This is a genomic window from Streptomyces sp. NPDC002386 (assembly GCF_053593175.1).
The window spans coordinates 125,437-143,651 of the sequence record NZ_JBSFBX010000012.1 but is presented as its reverse complement, the minus strand read 5'-3'; the positions used below and the strand labels follow the sequence as shown (position 1 = coordinate 143,651).

Sequence of the window (18,215 nt, the reverse complement as noted above, 5' to 3'; positions counted from 1 at the left end):
AACACACCGCCCATGAACTCGGCAACTGTCCGGAACCTGTTGGTGCGTGGCATGCTCGCGGGACTCGCCGCGGGCCTGCTCGCCCTCGTCGTCGCCTACTTCCTCGGTGAGCCGCGGGTCGACTCCGCCATCGCCTACGAAGAGGCGCACTCCCACGAACACGGCATGGAGGCGGTCTCGCGCACGATGCAGTCGACCGCCGGCCTGTCCACCGGCGTGCTCGTCTACGGCATCGCGTTCGGCGGGATCGCCGCCCTCGCCTACTGCTTCGCGCTCGGCCGCATCGGCCGCTTCGGGCCGCGCGCGAGCGCGCTGCTCCTGGCGGCCGCCGGCCTCCTCGCCGTCTACGTCGTGCCGTTCCTGAAGTATCCGGCCAACCCGCCGTCCGTCGGCGACCCCGACACGATCGGCAAGCGCACGGCGCTGTACTTCCTGATGACGGTCCTGAGCGTGCTGCTGGCGGTCGCCACGGTGATCCTCGGCAAGCGGCTCGCCCCCCGGCTGGGCAACTGGAACGCGACGATGGCCGCGGGCGCGTTCTTCCTCCTGGCCGCCGGGCTCGCCTACGCGTTCCTGCCGGCCGTGGACGAGGTCCCCAAGGACTTCTCCGCGAGCCTGCTCTGGCAGTTCCGCCTGGCGGCGCTGGCCGTCCAGGCGACACTGTGGACCGCGTTCGGGCTGGTCTTCGGCGTCCTCGCGGAACGTGTGCTCACCGCGGAGCGCGGGGCCGGCGAGCGGCAGGCCGCCGGCCTGGGCACCCCGGCCGCGCACCACTGAGGTATCCGGCGTTCCGGCGCGAGGCACCGGCCCGCTCGCGGCCGGTGCCTCGCGTGGCCGCCGCGGACCCCGCGACCGTCGTCAGGAGCGGTCCGCGGGGCCCCGTTCAGAAGGCGTACCGGATACGCAGCCAGGGAGCGTGCGCCGCGACGAGCCCGCGCAGTTCGTCCAGGGCCCGCGCTTTGACCAGGTGGTCGTAGCGCACGTTCAGCGCCCCGTTCTCGGAGCGTTTGCCCTGCTGGATGCCCGGCTGCCAGAGCATGTCCTCGGCGCGCGGATGCCAGCCGAGGTTGACCTCGTGCAGCTCCCGGTTGTGGGTCAGCATGATCACTTCGGCGGCCGCCTGCCGCTTGACCCGGTCCGGGAGCACGTCGTCGAGCCGCCGGAGCAGCTCGGCCCAGGCCTCCTGCCACCCGGGGCGCAGCACCACGGGGGAGAGGTTGAAGTGCACCTCGTAGCCCGCGTCCAGGAAGTCGGCCGCGGCGGCGACGCGCTCGGACACCGGTGACGTCCTGATGTCCAGCAGCCGGGAGTCCTCGCCGGGCATGACGGAGAAGCGGACGCGGGTGCGGCCCCGCGGATCCAGTGCCAGCAGATCGGGGTTGACGAACTTGGTGGCGAAGGACGCCTTGGCGGTGGGCCACTGCCGGAAGGCGTGCACGAGGTCGGCGGTGTTGTCGCAGATCAGCGCGTCCACCGAGCAGTCGCCGTTCTCCCCGATGTCGTAGACCCACGCCCGTTCGTCGCACTGGTTGGGTTCCCGCTTGGGACCCTGTCGCGCGATGTGGCGGCCCAGGTGGGCGATGATCCGTTCGATGTTGGTGAAGACGGTGACGGGGTTGGCGTACCCCTTGCGCCGCGGCACGTAGCAGTACACGCAGGCCATCGCGCAGCCGTTGGAGGGACCGGGGGCGATCCAGTCGGCGGACCGGCCGTTGGGCCGTGTGGTGAGCGTCTTGCGTTCGCCCAGCACCAGCGTCTCGCCCTTCACCCGCACCCAGCGGCCGACGTTCCCCTCGTTCCCGTGCAGCTCCGGAATGCGCCAGTGGGAGTCCACCTCGACGACGCGCGCGGCGGGGTGGCGGGCGAGGATCTGGCGGCCGCGGGGCGACGCGGCGGCAGCGGGCTCGGCGTAGATCGTCCGCACCGGCAGGAGCCGGCGGGCGGCGTCGGAGTCGCGGAACGGCGGACCGGCGGCCCGGGTCCGTCCCGGCTCGTCCGCGGCGGGCGCGGCGCCGGGCAGGGCGTCGAGTCCGAAGAGCACGCCGTCGTCCGGTGTGGCGGAGAAGTCCCTCATGAGCGCTTCGCTGAGTTTCCTGTCCGACGTCCCATGCGCCCACCGTACGCAGCCGGGGCGCACCGGGGCGAAGGCCGTCGGCGGTTGAGCCGGACGATGGAGGCGTTCAAGGCGGCCGCGAAGGCGCACCAGGCGGCGTAGGGCAGCAGGGCCCCGGCCGCGGCCCGGTCGGTGCGGGCGATCTGCCGGATGAGCTGCGCGTTGCCGAGGTTCAGCAGCAGGTTGTCGGCGAGCGCGGCCTTCGGGGAACGGTGGGCGAAGAACAGCCGGCTCCAGGCCGCGTTCAGCGCCAGGTTCGCGGCCAGGTCACGCACGATGCCGGCCCGCCGGCGCGGATCCTGGGCGCGCCCGAGCGCGTGGCCCGCCGCGTAGCCGATCGACGCGTACAGCGGCGTCCACACCACGCCGAACGCCCAGGACGGCGGCTGCCAGGACGGTTTGCGCAGCGCGGCGTACCAGTCGCTGTCCGGATCGGTCGCCGTGGCACCGGCGACGGCGGTCGCGGCCACCGCCGCCGCGGCCGCGCCGTACCGAAGCCAGGGGCGGGGCCGCCGGATGCCTCCACGTTCACTGATCACCTTCATGTCCTCACGTCTTCCCGGGCGGAGCCCGATGTCACCGGTCAGTCGCGGCGGCGCAGCAGCTCCGCCAGGATGTCGGCCCAGGGCAGGTGGGAGCTCTCGGTGCCCGCGGGCACCGCCTCGAACGTCTCGGCCAGCCAGCCCTCGAACGGATCGGCCGGTATGTACAGCACCGCCGCACCGCCCGGACCGCGCAGCAGGACCCGCAGCGTGGTGGCACCGTGGCAGCGGCAGGGCGGCCAGACGCGCACCGAGCCCTCGCCGGACGGAACACGCAGGCCGGCGTCGAGCAGGTCGCGTGAGAACAGCCAGGGCGCGACGGTCGCGGGGCCGTCGCGGAAGTCCATGCGCACGGCGAAGGGATCGGCCGGGTCGTAGCTGAAGCGGACCTCGAGCCGGAGGGCCTCCGCATCGCTGAGGACCAGGTCGATGTCCAGATCGGTGTGGAGACGCCTGGTCCGGTCGGGGTCGGTGGAGTCCATGACGCCTCCCGGATGAGGTGGATCGCGGGCTCCACCCTGCGCGAAGCCCCGCACCCCACACTTCCGGGCGGGGGCCGGGGGTGGATGCGGGCGGCGTCGGGACCGGTGCGGGAGACCTGAGGGACGGCCGCCGGCCGTCGGGGTGCAACCGTTTCGCGCCCGCCGCGGGAAGAGGTGGCGACGTGGGCGGGAGGGCGGTCCGAGCCCGCTCCACCCCCTGGGGGGGCCTGGCACGCATCGGAAAGGATGTGTCATGAGGCTTCGCGACGAATGGCCGGTGGACCACAGGCTGGCGACGGTCTACCGGTACGGCGCCGGAATCTGCGGCGGCGTCCTGCTGCTCTTCGGCTGTCTCGGCTTCGCCGACGAACTCACCCCCTTCGGCACTGACGGCACCCGTATCGCGGGCATGTCGACGAACGGGCTGCTGAGCCTGATCTCGGTGTTCTTCGGGCTGCTGCTGATCGGCGGCGCCGTGGTCGGGGGGAACTTCGCCTCCACACTCAACATGGCCGTGGGGGCGCTGTTCCTCGTGAGCGGGTTCGTCCACATCTTCGTCCTGGACCGGAGCGCCAACATCCTCGACTTCGGCATGACGAACGTGATCTTCACCTTCGTCATGGGCCTGCTCATCATCACCTTCGGCATGTACGGCCGCGTCACGGGCGGGCTTCCGCACGACAACCCGTACTGGCGCCGCCGCCACCCGAGGGAGGCGGCGAGGGAGTCCCTGGCCGCCCGGCGCCGGGAGCGGGCCCGCACCGCCCTGGCCCCGGCACATGAGGCCCCGTCCCGGTACCCGGCCACCAGGTCGCACGGCTGAACCCGCCGTGCCGCACGACGGCCGTGGCGTCCCGGCTCGGCGGTCTCCCGGAACCCACGGCCGTCTCCTGGAACGACAGGGGCGGCACCGCCACCGGCGGTGCCGCCCCGCACGACGGGAGCCCTGCCCCGACGGCTCACAGATCGATCATTCGCACCACGAAGAACGCGGCGACGAGCAGGCAGCCGATCACGATCAGGGCCATCCAGACACCGGGATGTTCCCAGATGCCGCCGTCCGGCCGCTCGGGGTGCGCCTCCGCCGTCGATCCCTCGACGGGCGGCGTCTCTCCGGGAGGGCGCAGGGGATCGGTCATCGTTTCCACCTCCAGGGTTCGGGCGGTGGGGGCCGTTCACAGAGGCTGTGACGCACCTCGGCGAACCGGATCCTCCCGAACTCTTCCGGGCCGGCCGGACCACCGGATGCGGCGGACACGTCCCGCCGGGACGCGCCGGCGGGTGCCCGGTGCGGGACGGCGTCAGATCTTCGGAGGCACGACATGGAACTGACCGGATCACGGGTGCTCGTCGCCGGCGCCACCGGCGAGATCGGCTCGGGCCTCGCCCTCGAACTGCACCGGCGCGACGCCCGGGTCGCCGTGGCCGGCCGGGACCCGGACCGGCTCGCCCGCGTCGCCCGGGAGTGCGGCGGTGCCCCGGCGTTCGGCATCGACGCCTACCGCCCCGACGGTTGCGCCGCCGCCGTGCGCGACGCCGCACGGCGGTGGGGCGGCCTGGACGCGGTCGTGGTCTGCGTCGGCGTCACCGCCTTCGGCCCCGCCTCGGAGATGGACGACGCCGTGGCCGAACACCTTCTCTGCGTCAACACGCTCGCGCCCATGGCCCTGCTCCGGGCCGCCGTTCCGCTCGTCGGCCGGGGCGGGGCGCTGGCCGCCGTCACCGGTGTCGTCGTCGACCGGCCCATGCCTCGGATGGCCGACTACAGCGCGGCCAAGTCGGCGCTCGCGGCCTGGCTGGACGCGCTGCGCCGGGAACTGCGCGCGGCGGGCGTACGGGTGGCGGACGTGCGCCTGCCCCACGTCGCGACCGCCTTCGCCGACCGCGCCGTGACCGGGACCCCGCCCCGGCTGCCCCCGGGACTGGAGCTCTCCGACGCGGTCCGCACGGTGACGGAGGCACTGGCCCACGGAGACGGCGTCGTCCGGCACACGGCCGGCGCCCCGGTCGCCCGGGCGGACGGGACCGGCCGCTGACGCAACGTCCCCCGCGCGGGGGCCCCGGCCGCGCCCCGCCCCTGCGCCGCCCGGTGTTCTCAGCCGGCGCCCCCCGCCCGGGCCGCCGCCCAGCGCAGGGAGGCGAGCCGGCCCTGGTCGGGTACGGTCCACAACGCGTGCCCGCGCAGGCCCCAGCGCCGAAGCAGCGTGTTGGCGGCGAGGAAACCGCTGGTGGCGGCCCGTTCCATCAGGGCCACCGGCAGGCCGGTGCGGACCGTGTCGCCCGCGACGACCAGTCCCGGCGTGGGAGTGCCGACCGTGGGCCGGTCGGCGTGGCCGCCCACCGGGAACAGGGGGCAGTCGGCCCGCCACTCGTGCCGGGCGTCCACCACCCGGGCCCGGGCCGTCTCCGGGTAGACACGGTGCAGTTCGCCGAGCAACTCCTTCTCCGTGGTCTCCCGGTCGGCGTCCTCGGGTACGGCGTAGGCGTGCAGTTCGACGACCGAGCCGCCGGTGCGGGCCGCCCATCGCGCCGCCTCGCCCTCCCAGTCGCTGAGCACACTGACGTTGTCCAGGGCCCCGAAACCGCTGGTGCCTAGGAACCCGGGCCGGTCCGCGCGCACGGGCCGGTCCAGCCACAGGCGGGACACCAGGAACGGCGGTGCGGTGCGCAGCCGCGCCACGCGGTCGCGCCACTCGGCGTCCCCGAGACCGTCGCACCGGCCCACCAGGGAGCGCAGGCCCCCCGGGTCCAGGGCGAGCACCACGGCGTCGTACGGCTCCTCGCCGCCCGCGGCGGCCACGGTGAAGCCGCCCGACGGCAGGACGGAGACACCCTCCACAGCCGTGCTCGTGCGGACGCGCGCGCGAAGGCGCTCCAGACGTGCGGCGATCGGATCCCACAGTGCCTGCGGGAAGGGCTCCCTGGGCACGTCGAACAGCAGCCCCTCGGACGAGCCGAGGAAGTAGATGTGGAACATCAGCGCCATCTCGGCCGCCGACAGCTTGCGGGGGTCCGCGAAGAAGCTGCGGGAGAACACCTCGAAGGCCAGGTGCCGTGCCGCCGGCGGGAACCGGATGTCCTCCAGGAAGTCGTACGCGCTGACGCCGTCGAGCCGCTCGTACACCTCGGGCACCCGCACGTCGAGCAGCGGCAGGGCCGCGCGCGGGCGCATCCGGGCCAGGTCGCGCACGGAGAACGACTCGCTCAGCGCCACGAACCCGAGCGCGCTCAGCGGCGGGGTGCGCGGCACGTGCCGGAAGCTGTCCTGCCGCCCGCTGCCGTGCCGCAGCGGGTAGTCGGGCAGGCCGGTCAGGCGGGCCAGGGCGGGGTCGGTCCGGCGCAGCAGCGCGCGCAGGTTGTAGTACTGCCGGAAGAACGCGTGGAAGCCGCGGCTCATCGTGACCGTCGAGCCGTCGGCCAGCCGCGTGGACCAGCCGGCCAGCCGGCCGCCGAGCTGCGCGTCGCGTTCGTACACGGTGACCCGCGCCCCGCGCTCGGCCAGCGCGGTGGCCGCCGTCAGCCCGGCGATGCCGCCGCCCACCACCGCCACCCGCGGCGCGGTGGACTCCTCGGCGCGGCCGGCGCCGGGCGATGCGGGCAGCAGCCGGGCCAGCCGGTCCCGGCCGGGACGGGCCGTGCGGACGCCGGACAGGGACATGGAAGGACGGCGCGGCCCGGTCATCGGCCCGCCTCCCCGCCGTCGGCGAACGGACGGCGGGCGACGACGGTGTGGGTGATGCCGGTCTGCCAGCCGGGCAGCGGCAGCACCCGCACCCGTTCGAAACCCGCCCGCTCCACCCGCCGCGCGAGCTGCCCGGCGGTGTCGAAGGAGACGACGCTGCGCCGCAGATGCCGGTAGAGCGGCCCGTCGCCGAGCAGCGTGGCGACCGGCAGGACGACCCCGCCGCACACGGTGTTCCACACCGCGCGGTGCGTCGCCCGCCCGCTCAGCGCGTACTCGTGCACCGCCAGCCGGCCGCCCGGTGCCAGGAGCCGGTACGCCTGGGCGAGCACCGCGTCCGGATCGGCGGTGTTGCGCAGCAGGTACGCGGCGAAGACCGCGTCGAACGGGCCGCGCACCCCGCCCGCCGCCAGCCGCTCCGCCGACGCCTGCACGAAGCGCACCGGCGTCGGCCAGCGGCGCCGGGACGCCCTCCGCAGCATCCCGGCCGAGGCGTCCACGGCCGTGATGTCCGCGCCGGGCAGCGCGGCGGCCAGAGCCGCGGTCGAGGCGCCGGTACCGCAGCCGAGGTCCAGCACCCTCGGGCCCGGAACGCCGCCGGGAAGGCCGAGGCGCCGGGCGGAGCGGCGCAGGTGGGCGTGGTAACCGGGATTCGCCGCCACGAGCGTGTCGTAGCTCTTGGCGGCGTGGTCGAACGCGGTCGCCAGCTCGGCGTCGCGCAGCACGGGCATGCCATCTCCGTGGAAGGTCGTCGGTACGGGGCGGTCGTCGGATACGGGGATACGGGGTCGGCGGTCAGATGATGACGGGGGCAGGTGGTGACGGGGGTCAGGTGGCCGGGGCACCGCGGCGCGGGGTGAACGGCAGGGCGAGCGCCGAGCCGAGCATCGCGGGGACGGGCACGTGCAGCCCGATGGACAGGTCCTCCGCGAGGCCCGTGCGCCCGTCCAGGAAACGCAGCAGGCGGGGCGCGGGCACGTGGGTGAACAGGCGGGTGAAGAAGGCCGGACCGTCCACCCGGCCGCGGTCGAGTGCGTGCAGCAGCACCGCGTCCATGAGCCGGGAGCGGGCCGAGTGGGCGCGTGGCGGAACGGGACGGCGGCCGGCGTGCAGCGCCGCGGCGACCGCGTCCGTCTGGCGCTGCACGGCGCTGAAGGTGTAGCCGGTCGCGGGACGGGTGGCCCCGGCCGCGGCCCCGATGCGGAACACGGAGGGGCCCGTCCGCCGCGGGAAGTCGGCGTCCGTCATCGGGATCACACCCTGTTCGCAGTCCAGCACCTCGTACTCGCCCGCGCCCAGCACGCCGGTGAGGTAGTGCCGCAGCGCCCGGTCGTAGGCCTCCCGGTCGAGAGGGCTGCGGGAGAACTCGGTGTACTCCACCAGCGCCTCCCGGGAGCCGGTGGGCAGCACGTAGCCGAACGACAGGCCGTGCGCGGGCTGCGGGGTGCGGAAGTCCATCAGCTCCACCACGCCGGGATCGAACACCGGGCGGCGGGTGCGCACGAACCAGCCGCGGAAGTGCTGCAGCAGCGTCGTGCGGGCCGGTGGCAGCCGCTCCGGCGGCCGTGAGTCGAACACCCAGCGGGCACGCACCGCCACCGGGCCGCCGTCGGCCCGGCGGGCGTGCACCACCGCGCCACCGGGCGCCGACTCCACCCGCTCGGCGACGGCCCTCACGGTCGTCACCCAGGGGCTCTCCGCGAGCACTTGGCCGGCCAGGTCCTCCAGCGCGTCGGACCGCAGCATCTTGTAGCGCAGCGGCTCGATGGCCGCGTCCACCGTCCGTCCGTCGGCGGAACGCACCCGCAGCCGCCGCCAGGAAGCCGTCAGCGCGTCGTCGTACGGCCCCGCGCCCGCCTCCCAGAAGCACCAGGTGCGCCGTGGCGCGCGAAGCGGCCCCGGCGGCGCCGCCAGCAGCACCGCCGTCACCCGGCGCCCGTCCGCGGGCGGGCGGGCCAGCCGCAGCGCCAGCGACAGCCCGGCGGCCCCGGCGCCCACGACGGCGACGTCCGACTCCACCTCCACGGCGGCTCCCTCCACGGCGGATCTCTCTGCGGACCGGCGGATCCGGCCAGTCTTCCCGCGCACCGGCCCCGCCGGATGCAGCGGGGAGCGTGTCGTGCGGGTGGGTACCCATGGCGCCGGCATGTCCACCGAATGGCGCATCCGACGGGGCGACCCGCGCGGAATGTGTCACGACGACGTACCGGTCGCGACGGTGCCGGCGCCGGGTGCCACCCGTGCCGGCTCACCACAGCGCGACTCGGCCGGCTCACCGACAGGTGGTCCGGCTCACCGACCGGCGAGAGGATTCGCGATGCGTTCCACCCAGGCGATCGGCCGTCTCACGGCAGACCCGCCGCGCAGGCCGCCCGCCGCGGCAGCCCCCCAGACCACCGGGGACCAGCCCGCCACCGGCGGCGCTCGCGCCGTCGACGAGGACGTGCCGGGCGCCGTCGGCCGTGAACTGCGCGATCTGCTCGCCGACCGTCTCGCGGGCTGCCACGGGCTCGACCCGGTGTTCGCGCGGGACGTCGCCGAGCGGACCGCCCGCTTCACCCGGAGCGGCGGCCGCCGCATCCGCCCCCGGCTGCTGTGGTGGTCGCTGCGCGCCTGCGGCGGCGGAGACCCGGCCCAGGTGCGCCTGGCGCTGCGGACGGCGGCGGCACTGGAACTGCTCCAGACCTGCGCCCTGGTCCACGACGACCTGATGGACCAGGCGCCCACCCGCCGCGGCGCGCCGGCGCTGCACGCCGACGTGGCCGAGCAGTACGCCGGTGCCACGGCGGGCCCCGTCGCCCAGCGGCTCGGCGCGTCCACCGCCGTCCTCGCCGGTGACCTCGCCCTGGCCTGGGCGGACGACGCCCTGTCCGGACTGCTGCTGGACCCCGGGCTGCCGCGCGACACCGCGCACCGGCTGCACGAGGTGTGGCGGGTGCTGCGCACGGAGATGGTGGCGGGCCAGTACCTCGACGTGCGCGGCCAGGCCGTGTCCTCCGGGACCCCGGCCCGGTCGATCCGGGCCGCCTGCCTCAAGAGCGCGCTGTACACGGTGGAACGGCCCCTGCAACTGGGCGCGGTGCTCGCCGGAGCCGACGACCTCACCATCCGGACCCTGCGCCGCGCGGGACGCTGCGCGGGCCTCGCCTTCCAGCTTCGGGACGACCTCGACGACCTCTTCGCCGACCCCCGGGTCACCGGCAAGCCGTCCGGCGGCGACGTCCGCGAGGGCACCCCGACCTACCCGCTGGCCGTGGCCCGGTCCCTCGCCACCGCCGCCGGCGACCAGCACGCGCTCGGCGTGCTCGAGCACGCCATGGGCCGCGCCGACCTCACGGACGGCGAACTGGCGGAAGTGCGCGAGGCCGTCGTCGCCACCGGAGCCCGCGACCACGTCGAGGCGCGGATCGCCCGGCTCACCCGGCGCTGCCTGCGCCACCTCGGCGAAGCCTCCCTGGAAGCCGGCGCGGCCGCCCGGCTGCGCGGCCTGCTGGCGGAGATCACCGGCACGTCCGGCCAGGTGCCCGAGCCGGCCGCGGCCCCGCGCCCCGCCGCCCTGGCCGCCGCCGGAACGGAGGCGGGCCGGTGACCCGGACCATCACGGGACCCACCGACCACGTGGTCGTGGTCGGCGCCGGACTGGCCGGCCTGTCCGCCGCGCTGCACCTGCTCGGCGCCGGCCGCCGGGTCACCGTCGTCGAACGCGACCCCAGGCCCGGCGGGCGCGCCGGCCGGATGGAACTCGGCGATTATCTGATCGACACCGGCCCCACCGTGCTCACCATGCCCGAGATCGCCGACGAGGCGTTCGCCGCGGTCGGCACCTCGCTGCGCGACCGCGTCGAACTGATCGAGCTCCACCCGGCCTACCGGGCGCGCTTCGCCGACGGCAGCACCCTCGACGTGCACACCGACGGCGAGGCGATGGAGGCCGAGATCGAGCGGTTCGCCGGCGGCGCCGAAGCGGCGGGCTACCGGCGGCTGCGCCACTGGCTGGGGCAGCTCTACCAGGCGGAGCGGGGCCGTTTCCTCGACGCCGACTTCGACTCACCGCTGCAGCTGCTCGGCCCCGACCTGCTCCGGCTCGCCGCGCTGGGCGGCTTCGGCCGCTGGGAGGCGCAGATCGCCCGCCACGTGCGCGACGAGCGGCTGCGGCGTGTCTTCTCCTTCCAGGCCCTGTACGCCGGGGTGCCGCCGGAGCGGGCGATGGCCGCCTACGCGGTGATCGCCTACATGGACACCGTCGCCGGGGTGTACTTCCCGCGCGGCGGCATGTACGCCCTGCCGCGGGCCATGGCCGAGGCGGCGGCCGAGGCGGGGGCTACGTTCCACTACGGGCAGGGGGTGACCCGCCTGGAGCGCTCCGGCGATCGCGTCACCGCGGTGGTGACCGACGACCAGCGCATCCCCTGCGACGCCGTCGTCCTGACCCCCGAACTGCCCGTGACGTACCGTCTGCTCGGCCGCTCCCCGCGCCGTCCCGCACGCCTCAGGCACTCCCCTTCGGCCGTGATCCTGCACGCCGGCTGCGACCGCACCTGGCCCGAACTGGCCCACCACACCCTGTCCTTCGGCCAGGAGTGGCGGCGCACCTTCCGCGAACTCACCCACACCGGTGAGCTGATGAGCGACCCCTCCCTGCTGATCACCCGGCCGACCGCGACCGACCCCGCCCTGGCCCCGCCGGGCCGCCATCTGCACTACGTCCTGGCTCCGTGCCCCAACACCGACATCGGGCCGGACAACGCCGAGTGGGCCGGGCTCGGCGCGCGCTACCGCGACGGTCTGCTGCGCGAACTCGACCGCCGCGGCCTCGCGGGCATCGCGTCCGCCATCGAGGAGGAGTGCCTGGTGACCCCCGCCGACTGGAGCGCGCAGGGACACGCCGCCGGCACGCCGTTCTCCGCCGCGCACACCTTCGCCCAGACCGGCCCCTTCCGCCCGCGCAACCTGGTGCGCGGCACCGCCAACGCCGTCCTCGCCGGCTGCGGCACCACCCCCGGCGTGGGCGTACCGCCCGTGCTGCTGTCCGGGAAGCTGGCCGCGGCCCGCGTCACCGGCGGCACCCGTGTCCGCACCACCTCAGGCCGGGCCGCCCGGCAGACCGCCGAAGGAGTACGGCCATGACCACCCGCGAGCTGGACGCCGCTCGCATCACCGACCCGGAGCTGCGCGCCGCCTACACCCACTGCCGGGACCTGAACGCCCGGCACGGCCGCACCTACTTCCTCGCCACCCGCCTGCTGCCCCCCGACCGGCGCCCCGCCGTGCACGCCCTGTACGGCTTCGCCCGCTGGGCCGACGACATCGTCGACTCGCTCGAGGACGGCCCCGGCGCCCCCACCGGTGACGAGGCGGCACGGCGGGCCGCCGCCCTGGACCGCCTGAGCGCCGACCTGGTCCGGGGCCTGGCGGGCGGACAGGGCGCCGAGCCGGTGGTCACCGCCCTCGCCGACACCAGCGGCCGGTACGCCATCGACCCGCGCCACTTCACCGACTTCCTGGCCTCCATGCGCAGCGACCTGACGGTCACCGAGTACGCCGACTACGCGGCGCTGCGCGGCTACATGCACGGTTCGGCGGCGGTGATCGGCCTGCAGATGCTGCCGGTCCTCGGCACCGTCGTGCCCCGCGAGGAGGCCGCCCCGTACGCGGCCGAACTGGGCGTCGCCTTCCAGCTCACGAACTTCCTGCGGGACGTCGGCGAGGACCTCGACCGGGGCCGGGTCTACCTGCCGCAGGACCTGCTCAGCGCACACGGCGTCGACCGCGAACTGCTGCGCCGCTGCCGGGACGAGGGCCGCACCGACCCCCGGGTCACCGCGGCCCTGCGCGCCTTCGCCGACCTCACCCGCGCCGCCTACCGGCGCGCCGCGCCCGGCGTACCGATGCTCGACCCCGTCGCCCGGCCCTGCATCCGCACGGCGTTCGTGCTCTACGGCGGCATCCTGGACGCCGTCGCCGACGACGGCTGGACCGTACTGAACCGCCGCTCGGCGGTCCCCCGCAGGCGCCGCGCCCTGGTCGCGGCGGACGGCCTGCTGCGCGTGGCGGCGGCCCGCCTGACCGCCCGTCGCGGCTCCGCCCCCGCCGTGTACCCGCCCGCACCCTGTGAGGAGGCCGCGTGACGTCCGATCGTCCGTTCCGCCGAGCCCGTCTGCCCCTGCGCCTGCGCCGCGATCCCGTCGCCTGGGAACGCCAGCGGCCGACGTGGCGCGAGGCGCGGCCCGCGCTCATCGCCGACGCGCTCAAGCGGGCGCAGCAGCGGCCCGGCGGCAACTGGTACGTCGTCGGGGCCTCCCGCGACCTGCCCCGGGACCGCCCGCTGGGCCGGACCGTCGCCGGCCAGGAGGTCGTGCTCTGGCGCGACGGACAGGGCAGCCTCGTCGCCGGCCCCGGTATCTGCCCGCACCTGGGCGCGCCGCTGCGGGACAGCCCGGTGCGGTGCGGCACCCTGGTCTGCCACTGGCACGGACTCGCGCTGAACGGCGCGCCGTTCGGTGGCTGGGAGCCCTGGCCCGCGTACGACGACGGGGTACTGCTGTGGGTGCGGCTGGACGGCGTCGGGGGCGAGGAACCCACCCCCCGGCCGCCGGTACCCGACCGGCCCGCCGTGGCCGGCGCGCTGACCGCCGTCTACACCGGGCAGGGCGTCTGCGAGCCGGCCGACGTGGTCGCCAACCGCCTCGATCCCTGGCACGGGGCCTGGTTCCACCCGTACTCCTTCGTCGACCTCACCGTGGTGGACGCCCCGGGCCGCGACGACGGCGAGGACGCGTTCACGGTCGACGTCTCCTTCAAGGTCGCCGGCCGGCTCGTCGTGCCGGTCCGCGCCGTCTTCACGGCCCCCGGACCCCGCACGGTCCTCATGCGGATCACCGGCGGCGAAGGGGAGGGGTCCGTCGTGGAGACCCATGCGACACCGCTCGGTCCGGACGACGGGGGCAGGCCGCGTACCGCCGTGGTGGAGGCGGTCATGGCCACCTCCGAACGCCCCGGCTTCGCCGTCGCCCGCCGGACCGCCCCCGTCCTCCGCCCTCTCATGCGCCTCGCGGCCGGCCGCCTCTGGCGCGACGACCTGGCCTACGCCGAACGACGCTGGGAGCTGCGTTCCACCGGGCGCTTCCCCGGGTGAGCACCGGGCCGCCGACCGGGGGCCCGCCGCCCCGGGGCTCCCGGTCCGCTCCGGCACGCGGGACGTGCCCGGCGGCGTCGCTCGTCCTCGCGCTCGGAGTGACGCGCGCCGCGCACGCCCCGCGCGATCCGGCGGCCGTGACGCCCGGCGGGTGCGCGGCGGGCGGGGGAGCGGGCCCCGGTCCGAGCGGCACGGCCCGGGCGGCGGGGGTGAGTGCGAGGGTGAGCGCGCGTGAGCGGGCCGCCGACGGCTCCCGTGAGCCGCGGTCGGCCGGCCGGAGGAACGGGCCCGTCACCCGCTTCCGGCCCGCCGCGTTCATCCCCGCCCGGCCGAGCGGACGGCTCCCTCCGCGCCGTACAGACCGCACAGCGTCCGCACCGCGTCCCGGAGGCCGCCGCACCGCGGGAAGTCCCCGGCCGCCCTGCGGTCCCAGCCCGGTCCCGTCGGCAGGACGAGCGGGCGCCTGCGGGCACCCGCCGACCCCCACTGCAGGCCCGCCACGTGCCGGGCCAGCGGCCCGGACGCCGTCGACCGGGTCTGCGCCCAGAGCACGACGGCGACCGGACCGGTACGCCGGACACAGGCCAGCAGCGCCTCCACCGGCACGGCGGCACCCAGCATGCGCGTCGGGACCCCCTGCTCGGCCAGCGCCGCGTCCAGCGCCTCCAGCGGCAGCGAGTGCTGCTCGCCGGGCGCGCAGGCCAGTACCACCGGCTCGGTACCGGGGGCGTCGGCGGGACGCGGCAGCACCATCGGCGCACGGCGCAGAGCGGTGGAGATCTGCCATGACAGCAGGTGCTCCACCTCCACGTAACGGTCGCCGGACGACTCCCACTTGCGGCCCACCGCCCGCAGCGTCGGGACCATCACCTCCTCCCACGCCGTCACCAGGCCGTGCTGCCTGACCGCGTCCAGCAGCCGGTTCTCCAGCTCCGGGGCGTCCAGCCGTACCGCGGCCCGGGCCAGCCCCCGGCACTCCTGGCGCACGTCACCCAGCGGGAGCCCGCCGCCGGCACCGCCTCGTCGGACGGCCGTCGCGGACGCCTGGACCGACGGAAGGCCGGGGACGGGCGCCGCCGGTGCCGTCGCGGGCGGAGCCCCCTCGCCGTGCGTGGAGCGGGCCACGCGTGCCGCCTCGGCCGGGGCGACGCCCGCCGCCGCCAGCCGGCACATCTCCTCGACCATCGCCACGTCCCGCGGGCTCCAGCGCCGGTGCCGGCCCTGCGACCGCGAGGCGGGCCCCAGCCCGTAGCGGCGGTCCCAGGAGCGCAGCGTGGTGGGGGAGACGCCGAGGCGCCGGGCCACCGCGCCCGTCGTCAGCCCGGCCGCCTCCGTCACGTCCACATCGCTCATGACCGTCGGCCCGCCGTCCCGAGGACCCGTGGGCCCGCTCTTCCCGCTTCCCGCCATGGGCTCCAGACTACTCGATGCGATATCGATGCGAGTTGTGCAGCCATGGATGTCCAGCGCAGGCTGGACACACGGACAGCGGAGTACACGGACGCGGTGGACACCGGGACCGAGCCGCTGACCGGAGGGCGCCGCAGGACACCGGCGACGCACACCGGGCTCACAGGGAGAGACGTGGTCATGGACCGAATCGCGGCTGTATCGGGCTCCGTCGTCACCGCCGGTCCGCGCCCGGCGCAAGCGTCGCCGGCCGTCGGGGACGGCCTCACGCCGGCCGCCGACGAAGCGTCCTGGTCCGAGATCCACCGCCGTTGGGGCGGACTGGTGCACGGGCTTGCCCAGCAGGCACTCGGGGACGCGCGGGACGCCGAGGACGTGGCGCAGCAGGTCTTCGCCGACGCCTGGCGCGGCCGGCACGGCTACGCGCCGGAGCGCGGCACACCGGCCGCCTGGCTGGTGGGCATCACCCGGCGCAAGGTGGCCGACGCGCTGGCCGCCCGGGCGCGGCGTGCGCGGCTCGTGGCGGCGGCCGCCGAACAGCCCCCGGCCCAGAGCCGCGACGACACCGGCGAGCCCGAGGCCGCGCTGGACCGGATGGTCGTCGACCGGGCCCTGCGCCAGCTCAGCTTCCCGCAGCGGCAGGTGCTGCACCTGGCCTACTACGAGGACCTGACCCAGACGCAGATCGCCCACGTCACCGGCTGGCCGCTCGGCACCGTCAAGAGCCACACCCGTCGCGGACTCGACCGCCTCCGCCACTGCCTGGAGGACCAGGGCATCGCCGACATGGGGCGCGCGCAATCGATGCAAGTCTGATGCGCGCCGCGGGAGGTGCAGACCGAGCGGCCGGTGGCCGGGCTTTCGCCCCGACCACCGGCCGCACTCACGACAGGAAGGTCAGCCGGTCGGATGACGGCCGTCCCGTCGGGCGCCGGGCGAGAGCGGACCGGAGGCCGTACGCCGGCCGGGCGCGACCTGCCGGGCGAACGCCTGCATGGCCACATCGCTGTTGGCCGGCAGGACGGCCATCAGCCCGCGGTCCTGAGCCTGCGCGAACGCGGGGGCGGCGGCGCTCCCCTCGGGAACGAACGCCAGCCGCACGTGCCCGTCCCCGGAGCCGCGCCGGTCCACCGGCGAGACCGCGCCGTGGGTTCCGTCGGGCAGCGTGACCCACAGCTGGAAGTCGTCGTACCGGACGAAGTCCGCGCCCTTGACCGGCCAGGGGTAGTGGTGCTCGCCGGGCACGCTGGGCAGGATGCCCTGGTGGTTGCCGTGGCTCAGCGGCACGCAGGAGTTGAACAGGGAGTCGGTCCACGCCTCGACGGCGTCGGCGTCCTCGATGGGCGTGCGCAGCAGGTCCTCGGCACGCTCGTAGCCCAGCTCGGCGAGGGCGGGCAGCGTGAGCGGGAAGGCGTCCACCAGCTCGGCGGCGTCCTGCCGGAGCCGGTCCACCTTCGCCGGGTCGGCACAGAACTGCATGCTCCACTCGATGCCGACCCGCGCGCGGAACATGAGCCAGCCGCGGGCTCCCTTGACCCACAGGCTGCCGCCGTGGTGCATCTCCCACCGCTCGGAGTCCGCCGGCCCCTCCTTCGCCCCCAGGGGCCGGGGTCCGTAGGGCAGGTCGGTGTCGTCCATGGCGTGGAGGATCTTCCGCGCCGTCGCCTTGGCGGCCCGGAAGTGTGACGATTCAAAGCGCTTCGGATGCTCGACGAGGCGGATCTTCCACGGATGGTTCTCCGATTCGATACCGCCCAGCCGTATATCGGGCTGGCCCATCGCTGATCTCCTTGGCTCGGCCTCACGGGCCGACCCCCCGGCTCGCGGGGCGGAGTCCCCCCTGATGCGTCCCCCCGCTCACCCCCTGATTCCCATCGTGCTCCGCGAACCGCCAGGTCGCGACCCCAGTGGCCACCAGCCGTGCGAGGGACTCAACATAGTTGCCTTGTCGACTTGTTGACGAGGTGTCGAGTTCCGTGACGCGCGGCCGCGTGCCGGTCCGTGATCCGGTTGCGGGGCATTCCGGGCGGAGTAGCCTGAAGTTGATCGGTCCTGCCTGATTTCTGGAGGTGGGCGATGTTTCTCCGATTGCTGCGGCGTCACAGGCCGCACCGGCTGGTCCTTCTCGGCAACGGCCGTCTCATCCGGGGTTTCAGCGGCGGAATGTACGACGGTCACGGTTACCAGCCCTGACACCCTTCGCGGTTGAATCCTGGAGGAAGTGCGGTGACAGAGGACACCCACGCCCTGGCAGCCATGGCAAGGCTTCTGTCACCGCACTGCCGTGTCACCCGGATGTCCGACGGAGCGCTCATCGCGGACTGGAAACGGACGAGGTTTCTCGGCATGGCGGCGGCGGACGTCCGGAAACTTGCCGAGGGAAGCCCCGAGGAACGTGCCGAGCTCCTCGGCGCACTGCGAAGCGCCGGCTGTGCGACGGGCCGTCCGGCACCGCGGTCGGACCCGGTGATCGGCACCTGGCTGCGCGGGGTGCACCTGCTGATCCGGACCGCCGGATTCGGGCGCGTCCTGCGGCTGCTGGCCCTGGCCGCGCCGGGCTACACCCGCGCGGACACCCCTTCCGCCGACGAGGTGGCTCGCCTGAAGCAAGTGGTGCGGACACAGAGCCGCGGAAGCTGGCTCGTCAACGGCGACTGCAAGTCCGAGGCCGTCACGGCCTTCGTCCTGCTGCGCCGGTCCGGCCTGGAGGCCGTCCTGCACGTCGGTGTGCGTGAGCACCCCTTCGCCATGCACGCCTGGACGGAGGCGGCGGGCCTGTGCATCCCCGACTCCGATCCGCGCGGGCACGCCTTCGCGTCGGTGCTCGCGGTCGGCTGCTGGGGGCGGTGAC

At 75.3% G+C, this 18,215-nt stretch carries 18 protein-coding genes; 9 read left to right on the top strand and 9 right to left on the bottom strand.

Translation table 11 applies throughout. The features are described 5' to 3' along the window. The first annotated feature begins 12 nt into the window (after positions 1-12). Positions 13-777 carry a CbtA family protein gene (locus ACWCPN_RS24040; protein WP_199209617.1) on the top strand — a complete coding sequence of 255 codons (765 nt, stop codon included), beginning with the start codon at positions 13-15 and terminating at the stop codon, positions 775-777. Positions 778-883: 106 nt separating this feature from the next. Here the strand turns inward: ACWCPN_RS24040 and ACWCPN_RS24035 are convergent, their stop codons facing one another. The 3 genes from ACWCPN_RS24035 to ACWCPN_RS24025 are packed head-to-tail and all read right to left on the bottom strand — an operon-like array spanning position 884 to position 3,137. Beyond that, on the bottom strand, positions 884-2,074 hold the full coding sequence (locus ACWCPN_RS24035; RefSeq protein WP_451209650.1) for a spore photoproduct lyase family protein: 1,191 nt from the start codon (positions 2,072-2,074) through the stop codon (positions 884-886). Next, positions 2,071-2,658, bottom strand: coding sequence for a TspO/MBR family protein (locus ACWCPN_RS24030; RefSeq protein WP_451209647.1), 588 nt, complete (start codon positions 2,656-2,658; stop codon positions 2,071-2,073). Before ACWCPN_RS24030 ends, ACWCPN_RS24035 begins: the two co-directional genes overlap by 4 nt. Before the next feature lie 38 nt (positions 2,659-2,696). Continuing rightward, positions 2,697-3,137 (bottom strand): SsgA family sporulation/cell division regulator, encoded by a 441-nt coding sequence (locus tag ACWCPN_RS24025; RefSeq protein ID WP_199209614.1) that lies wholly within the window; start codon positions 3,135-3,137, stop codon positions 2,697-2,699. 253 nt (positions 3,138-3,390) lie between these two features. On the opposite strand from ACWCPN_RS24025, the gene ACWCPN_RS24020 reads away from it, so the two are divergent. Then, positions 3,391-3,960: a DUF4383 domain-containing protein gene (locus tag ACWCPN_RS24020; protein WP_451209644.1), complete on the top strand. Its 570-nt coding sequence runs from the start codon at positions 3,391-3,393 to the stop codon at positions 3,958-3,960. A 136-nt stretch (positions 3,961-4,096) separates the two neighbouring features. Here the strand turns inward: ACWCPN_RS24020 and ACWCPN_RS24015 are convergent, their stop codons facing one another. Beyond that, positions 4,097-4,276: a DUF6480 family protein gene (locus ACWCPN_RS24015; protein ID WP_199209613.1), complete on the bottom strand. Its 180-nt coding sequence runs from the start codon at positions 4,274-4,276 to the stop codon at positions 4,097-4,099. Positions 4,277-4,459: 183 nt separating this feature from the next. Here ACWCPN_RS24015 and ACWCPN_RS24010 point away from each other — a divergent pair, with 183 nt between their 5' ends. Next, positions 4,460-5,173 (top strand): SDR family NAD(P)-dependent oxidoreductase, encoded by a 714-nt coding sequence (locus ACWCPN_RS24010; protein WP_451209641.1) that lies wholly within the window; start codon positions 4,460-4,462, stop codon positions 5,171-5,173. A gap of 59 nt (positions 5,174-5,232) precedes the next feature. Here ACWCPN_RS24010 and ACWCPN_RS24005 read toward each other — a convergent pair whose 3' ends face one another. The 3 genes from ACWCPN_RS24005 to ACWCPN_RS23995 all read right to left on the bottom strand — a co-directional run bounded on the left by ACWCPN_RS24005 (position 5,233) and on the right by ACWCPN_RS23995 (position 8,859). Further along, positions 5,233-6,819: an FAD-dependent oxidoreductase gene (locus ACWCPN_RS24005; RefSeq protein WP_451209638.1), complete on the bottom strand. Its 1,587-nt coding sequence runs from the start codon at positions 6,817-6,819 to the stop codon at positions 5,233-5,235. Next, positions 6,816-7,550: a class I SAM-dependent methyltransferase gene (locus ACWCPN_RS24000; RefSeq protein ID WP_451209635.1), complete on the bottom strand. Its 735-nt coding sequence runs from the start codon at positions 7,548-7,550 to the stop codon at positions 6,816-6,818. The genes ACWCPN_RS24005 and ACWCPN_RS24000 overlap by 4 nt, the downstream gene beginning before the upstream one ends. 97 nt (positions 7,551-7,647) lie before the next feature. After that, positions 7,648-8,859 carry a lycopene cyclase family protein gene (locus ACWCPN_RS23995; protein ID WP_451209632.1) on the bottom strand — a complete coding sequence of 404 codons (1,212 nt, stop codon included), beginning with the start codon at positions 8,857-8,859 and terminating at the stop codon, positions 7,648-7,650. A gap of 277 nt (positions 8,860-9,136) precedes the next feature. Between ACWCPN_RS23995 and ACWCPN_RS23990 the strand changes: the two genes are divergently transcribed. Genes ACWCPN_RS23990 through ACWCPN_RS23975 form a run of 4 tightly spaced genes read left to right on the top strand, consistent with a single transcriptional unit; the run spans position 9,137 to position 13,954 of the window. Next, the gene (locus ACWCPN_RS23990) at positions 9,137-10,408 is read left to right on the top strand and encodes a polyprenyl synthetase family protein (protein WP_451209629.1); all 1,272 of its coding nucleotides are present in this window, start codon (positions 9,137-9,139) and stop codon (positions 10,406-10,408) included. After that, complete coding sequence (gene crtI, locus ACWCPN_RS23985) at positions 10,405-11,946, top strand: phytoene desaturase family protein (RefSeq protein ID WP_392401425.1); 1,542 nt, start codon at positions 10,405-10,407, stop codon at positions 11,944-11,946. The genes ACWCPN_RS23990 and crtI overlap by 4 nt, the downstream gene beginning before the upstream one ends. Beyond that, positions 11,943-12,947, top strand: a complete 1,005-nt coding sequence (locus ACWCPN_RS23980) for a phytoene/squalene synthase family protein (RefSeq protein WP_451209625.1) — start codon at positions 11,943-11,945, stop codon at positions 12,945-12,947. Before crtI ends, ACWCPN_RS23980 begins: the two co-directional genes overlap by 4 nt. Then, positions 12,944-13,954 (top strand): DUF5914 domain-containing protein, encoded by a 1,011-nt coding sequence (locus ACWCPN_RS23975; RefSeq protein ID WP_451209622.1) that lies wholly within the window; start codon positions 12,944-12,946, stop codon positions 13,952-13,954. The genes ACWCPN_RS23980 and ACWCPN_RS23975 overlap by 4 nt, the downstream gene beginning before the upstream one ends. Before the next feature lie 315 nt (positions 13,955-14,269). Here ACWCPN_RS23975 and ACWCPN_RS23970 read toward each other — a convergent pair whose 3' ends face one another. Beyond that, positions 14,270-15,307 carry a MerR family transcriptional regulator gene (locus ACWCPN_RS23970; RefSeq protein WP_451209619.1) on the bottom strand — a complete coding sequence of 346 codons (1,038 nt, stop codon included), beginning with the start codon at positions 15,305-15,307 and terminating at the stop codon, positions 14,270-14,272. Positions 15,308-15,544: 237 nt separating this feature from the next. Between ACWCPN_RS23970 and ACWCPN_RS23965 the strand changes: the two genes are divergently transcribed. Then, a complete protein-coding gene (locus ACWCPN_RS23965) occupies positions 15,545-16,180 on the top strand; it encodes an RNA polymerase sigma factor (protein WP_451209616.1) in 636 nt (211 codons plus the stop codon). Positions 16,181-16,261: 81 nt separating this feature from the next. Here the strand turns inward: ACWCPN_RS23965 and ACWCPN_RS23960 are convergent, their stop codons facing one another. Further along, a complete protein-coding gene (locus tag ACWCPN_RS23960; protein ID WP_451209953.1) occupies positions 16,262-17,209 on the bottom strand; it encodes a DUF6424 family protein in 948 nt (315 codons plus the stop codon). Between the two features lie 381 nt (positions 17,210-17,590). Here ACWCPN_RS23960 and ACWCPN_RS23955 point away from each other — a divergent pair, with 381 nt between their 5' ends. Further along, complete coding sequence (locus ACWCPN_RS23955; protein WP_451209613.1) at positions 17,591-18,214, top strand: lasso peptide biosynthesis B2 protein; 624 nt, start codon at positions 17,591-17,593, stop codon at positions 18,212-18,214. The last annotated feature ends 1 nt before the right edge of the window (position 18,215 follow it).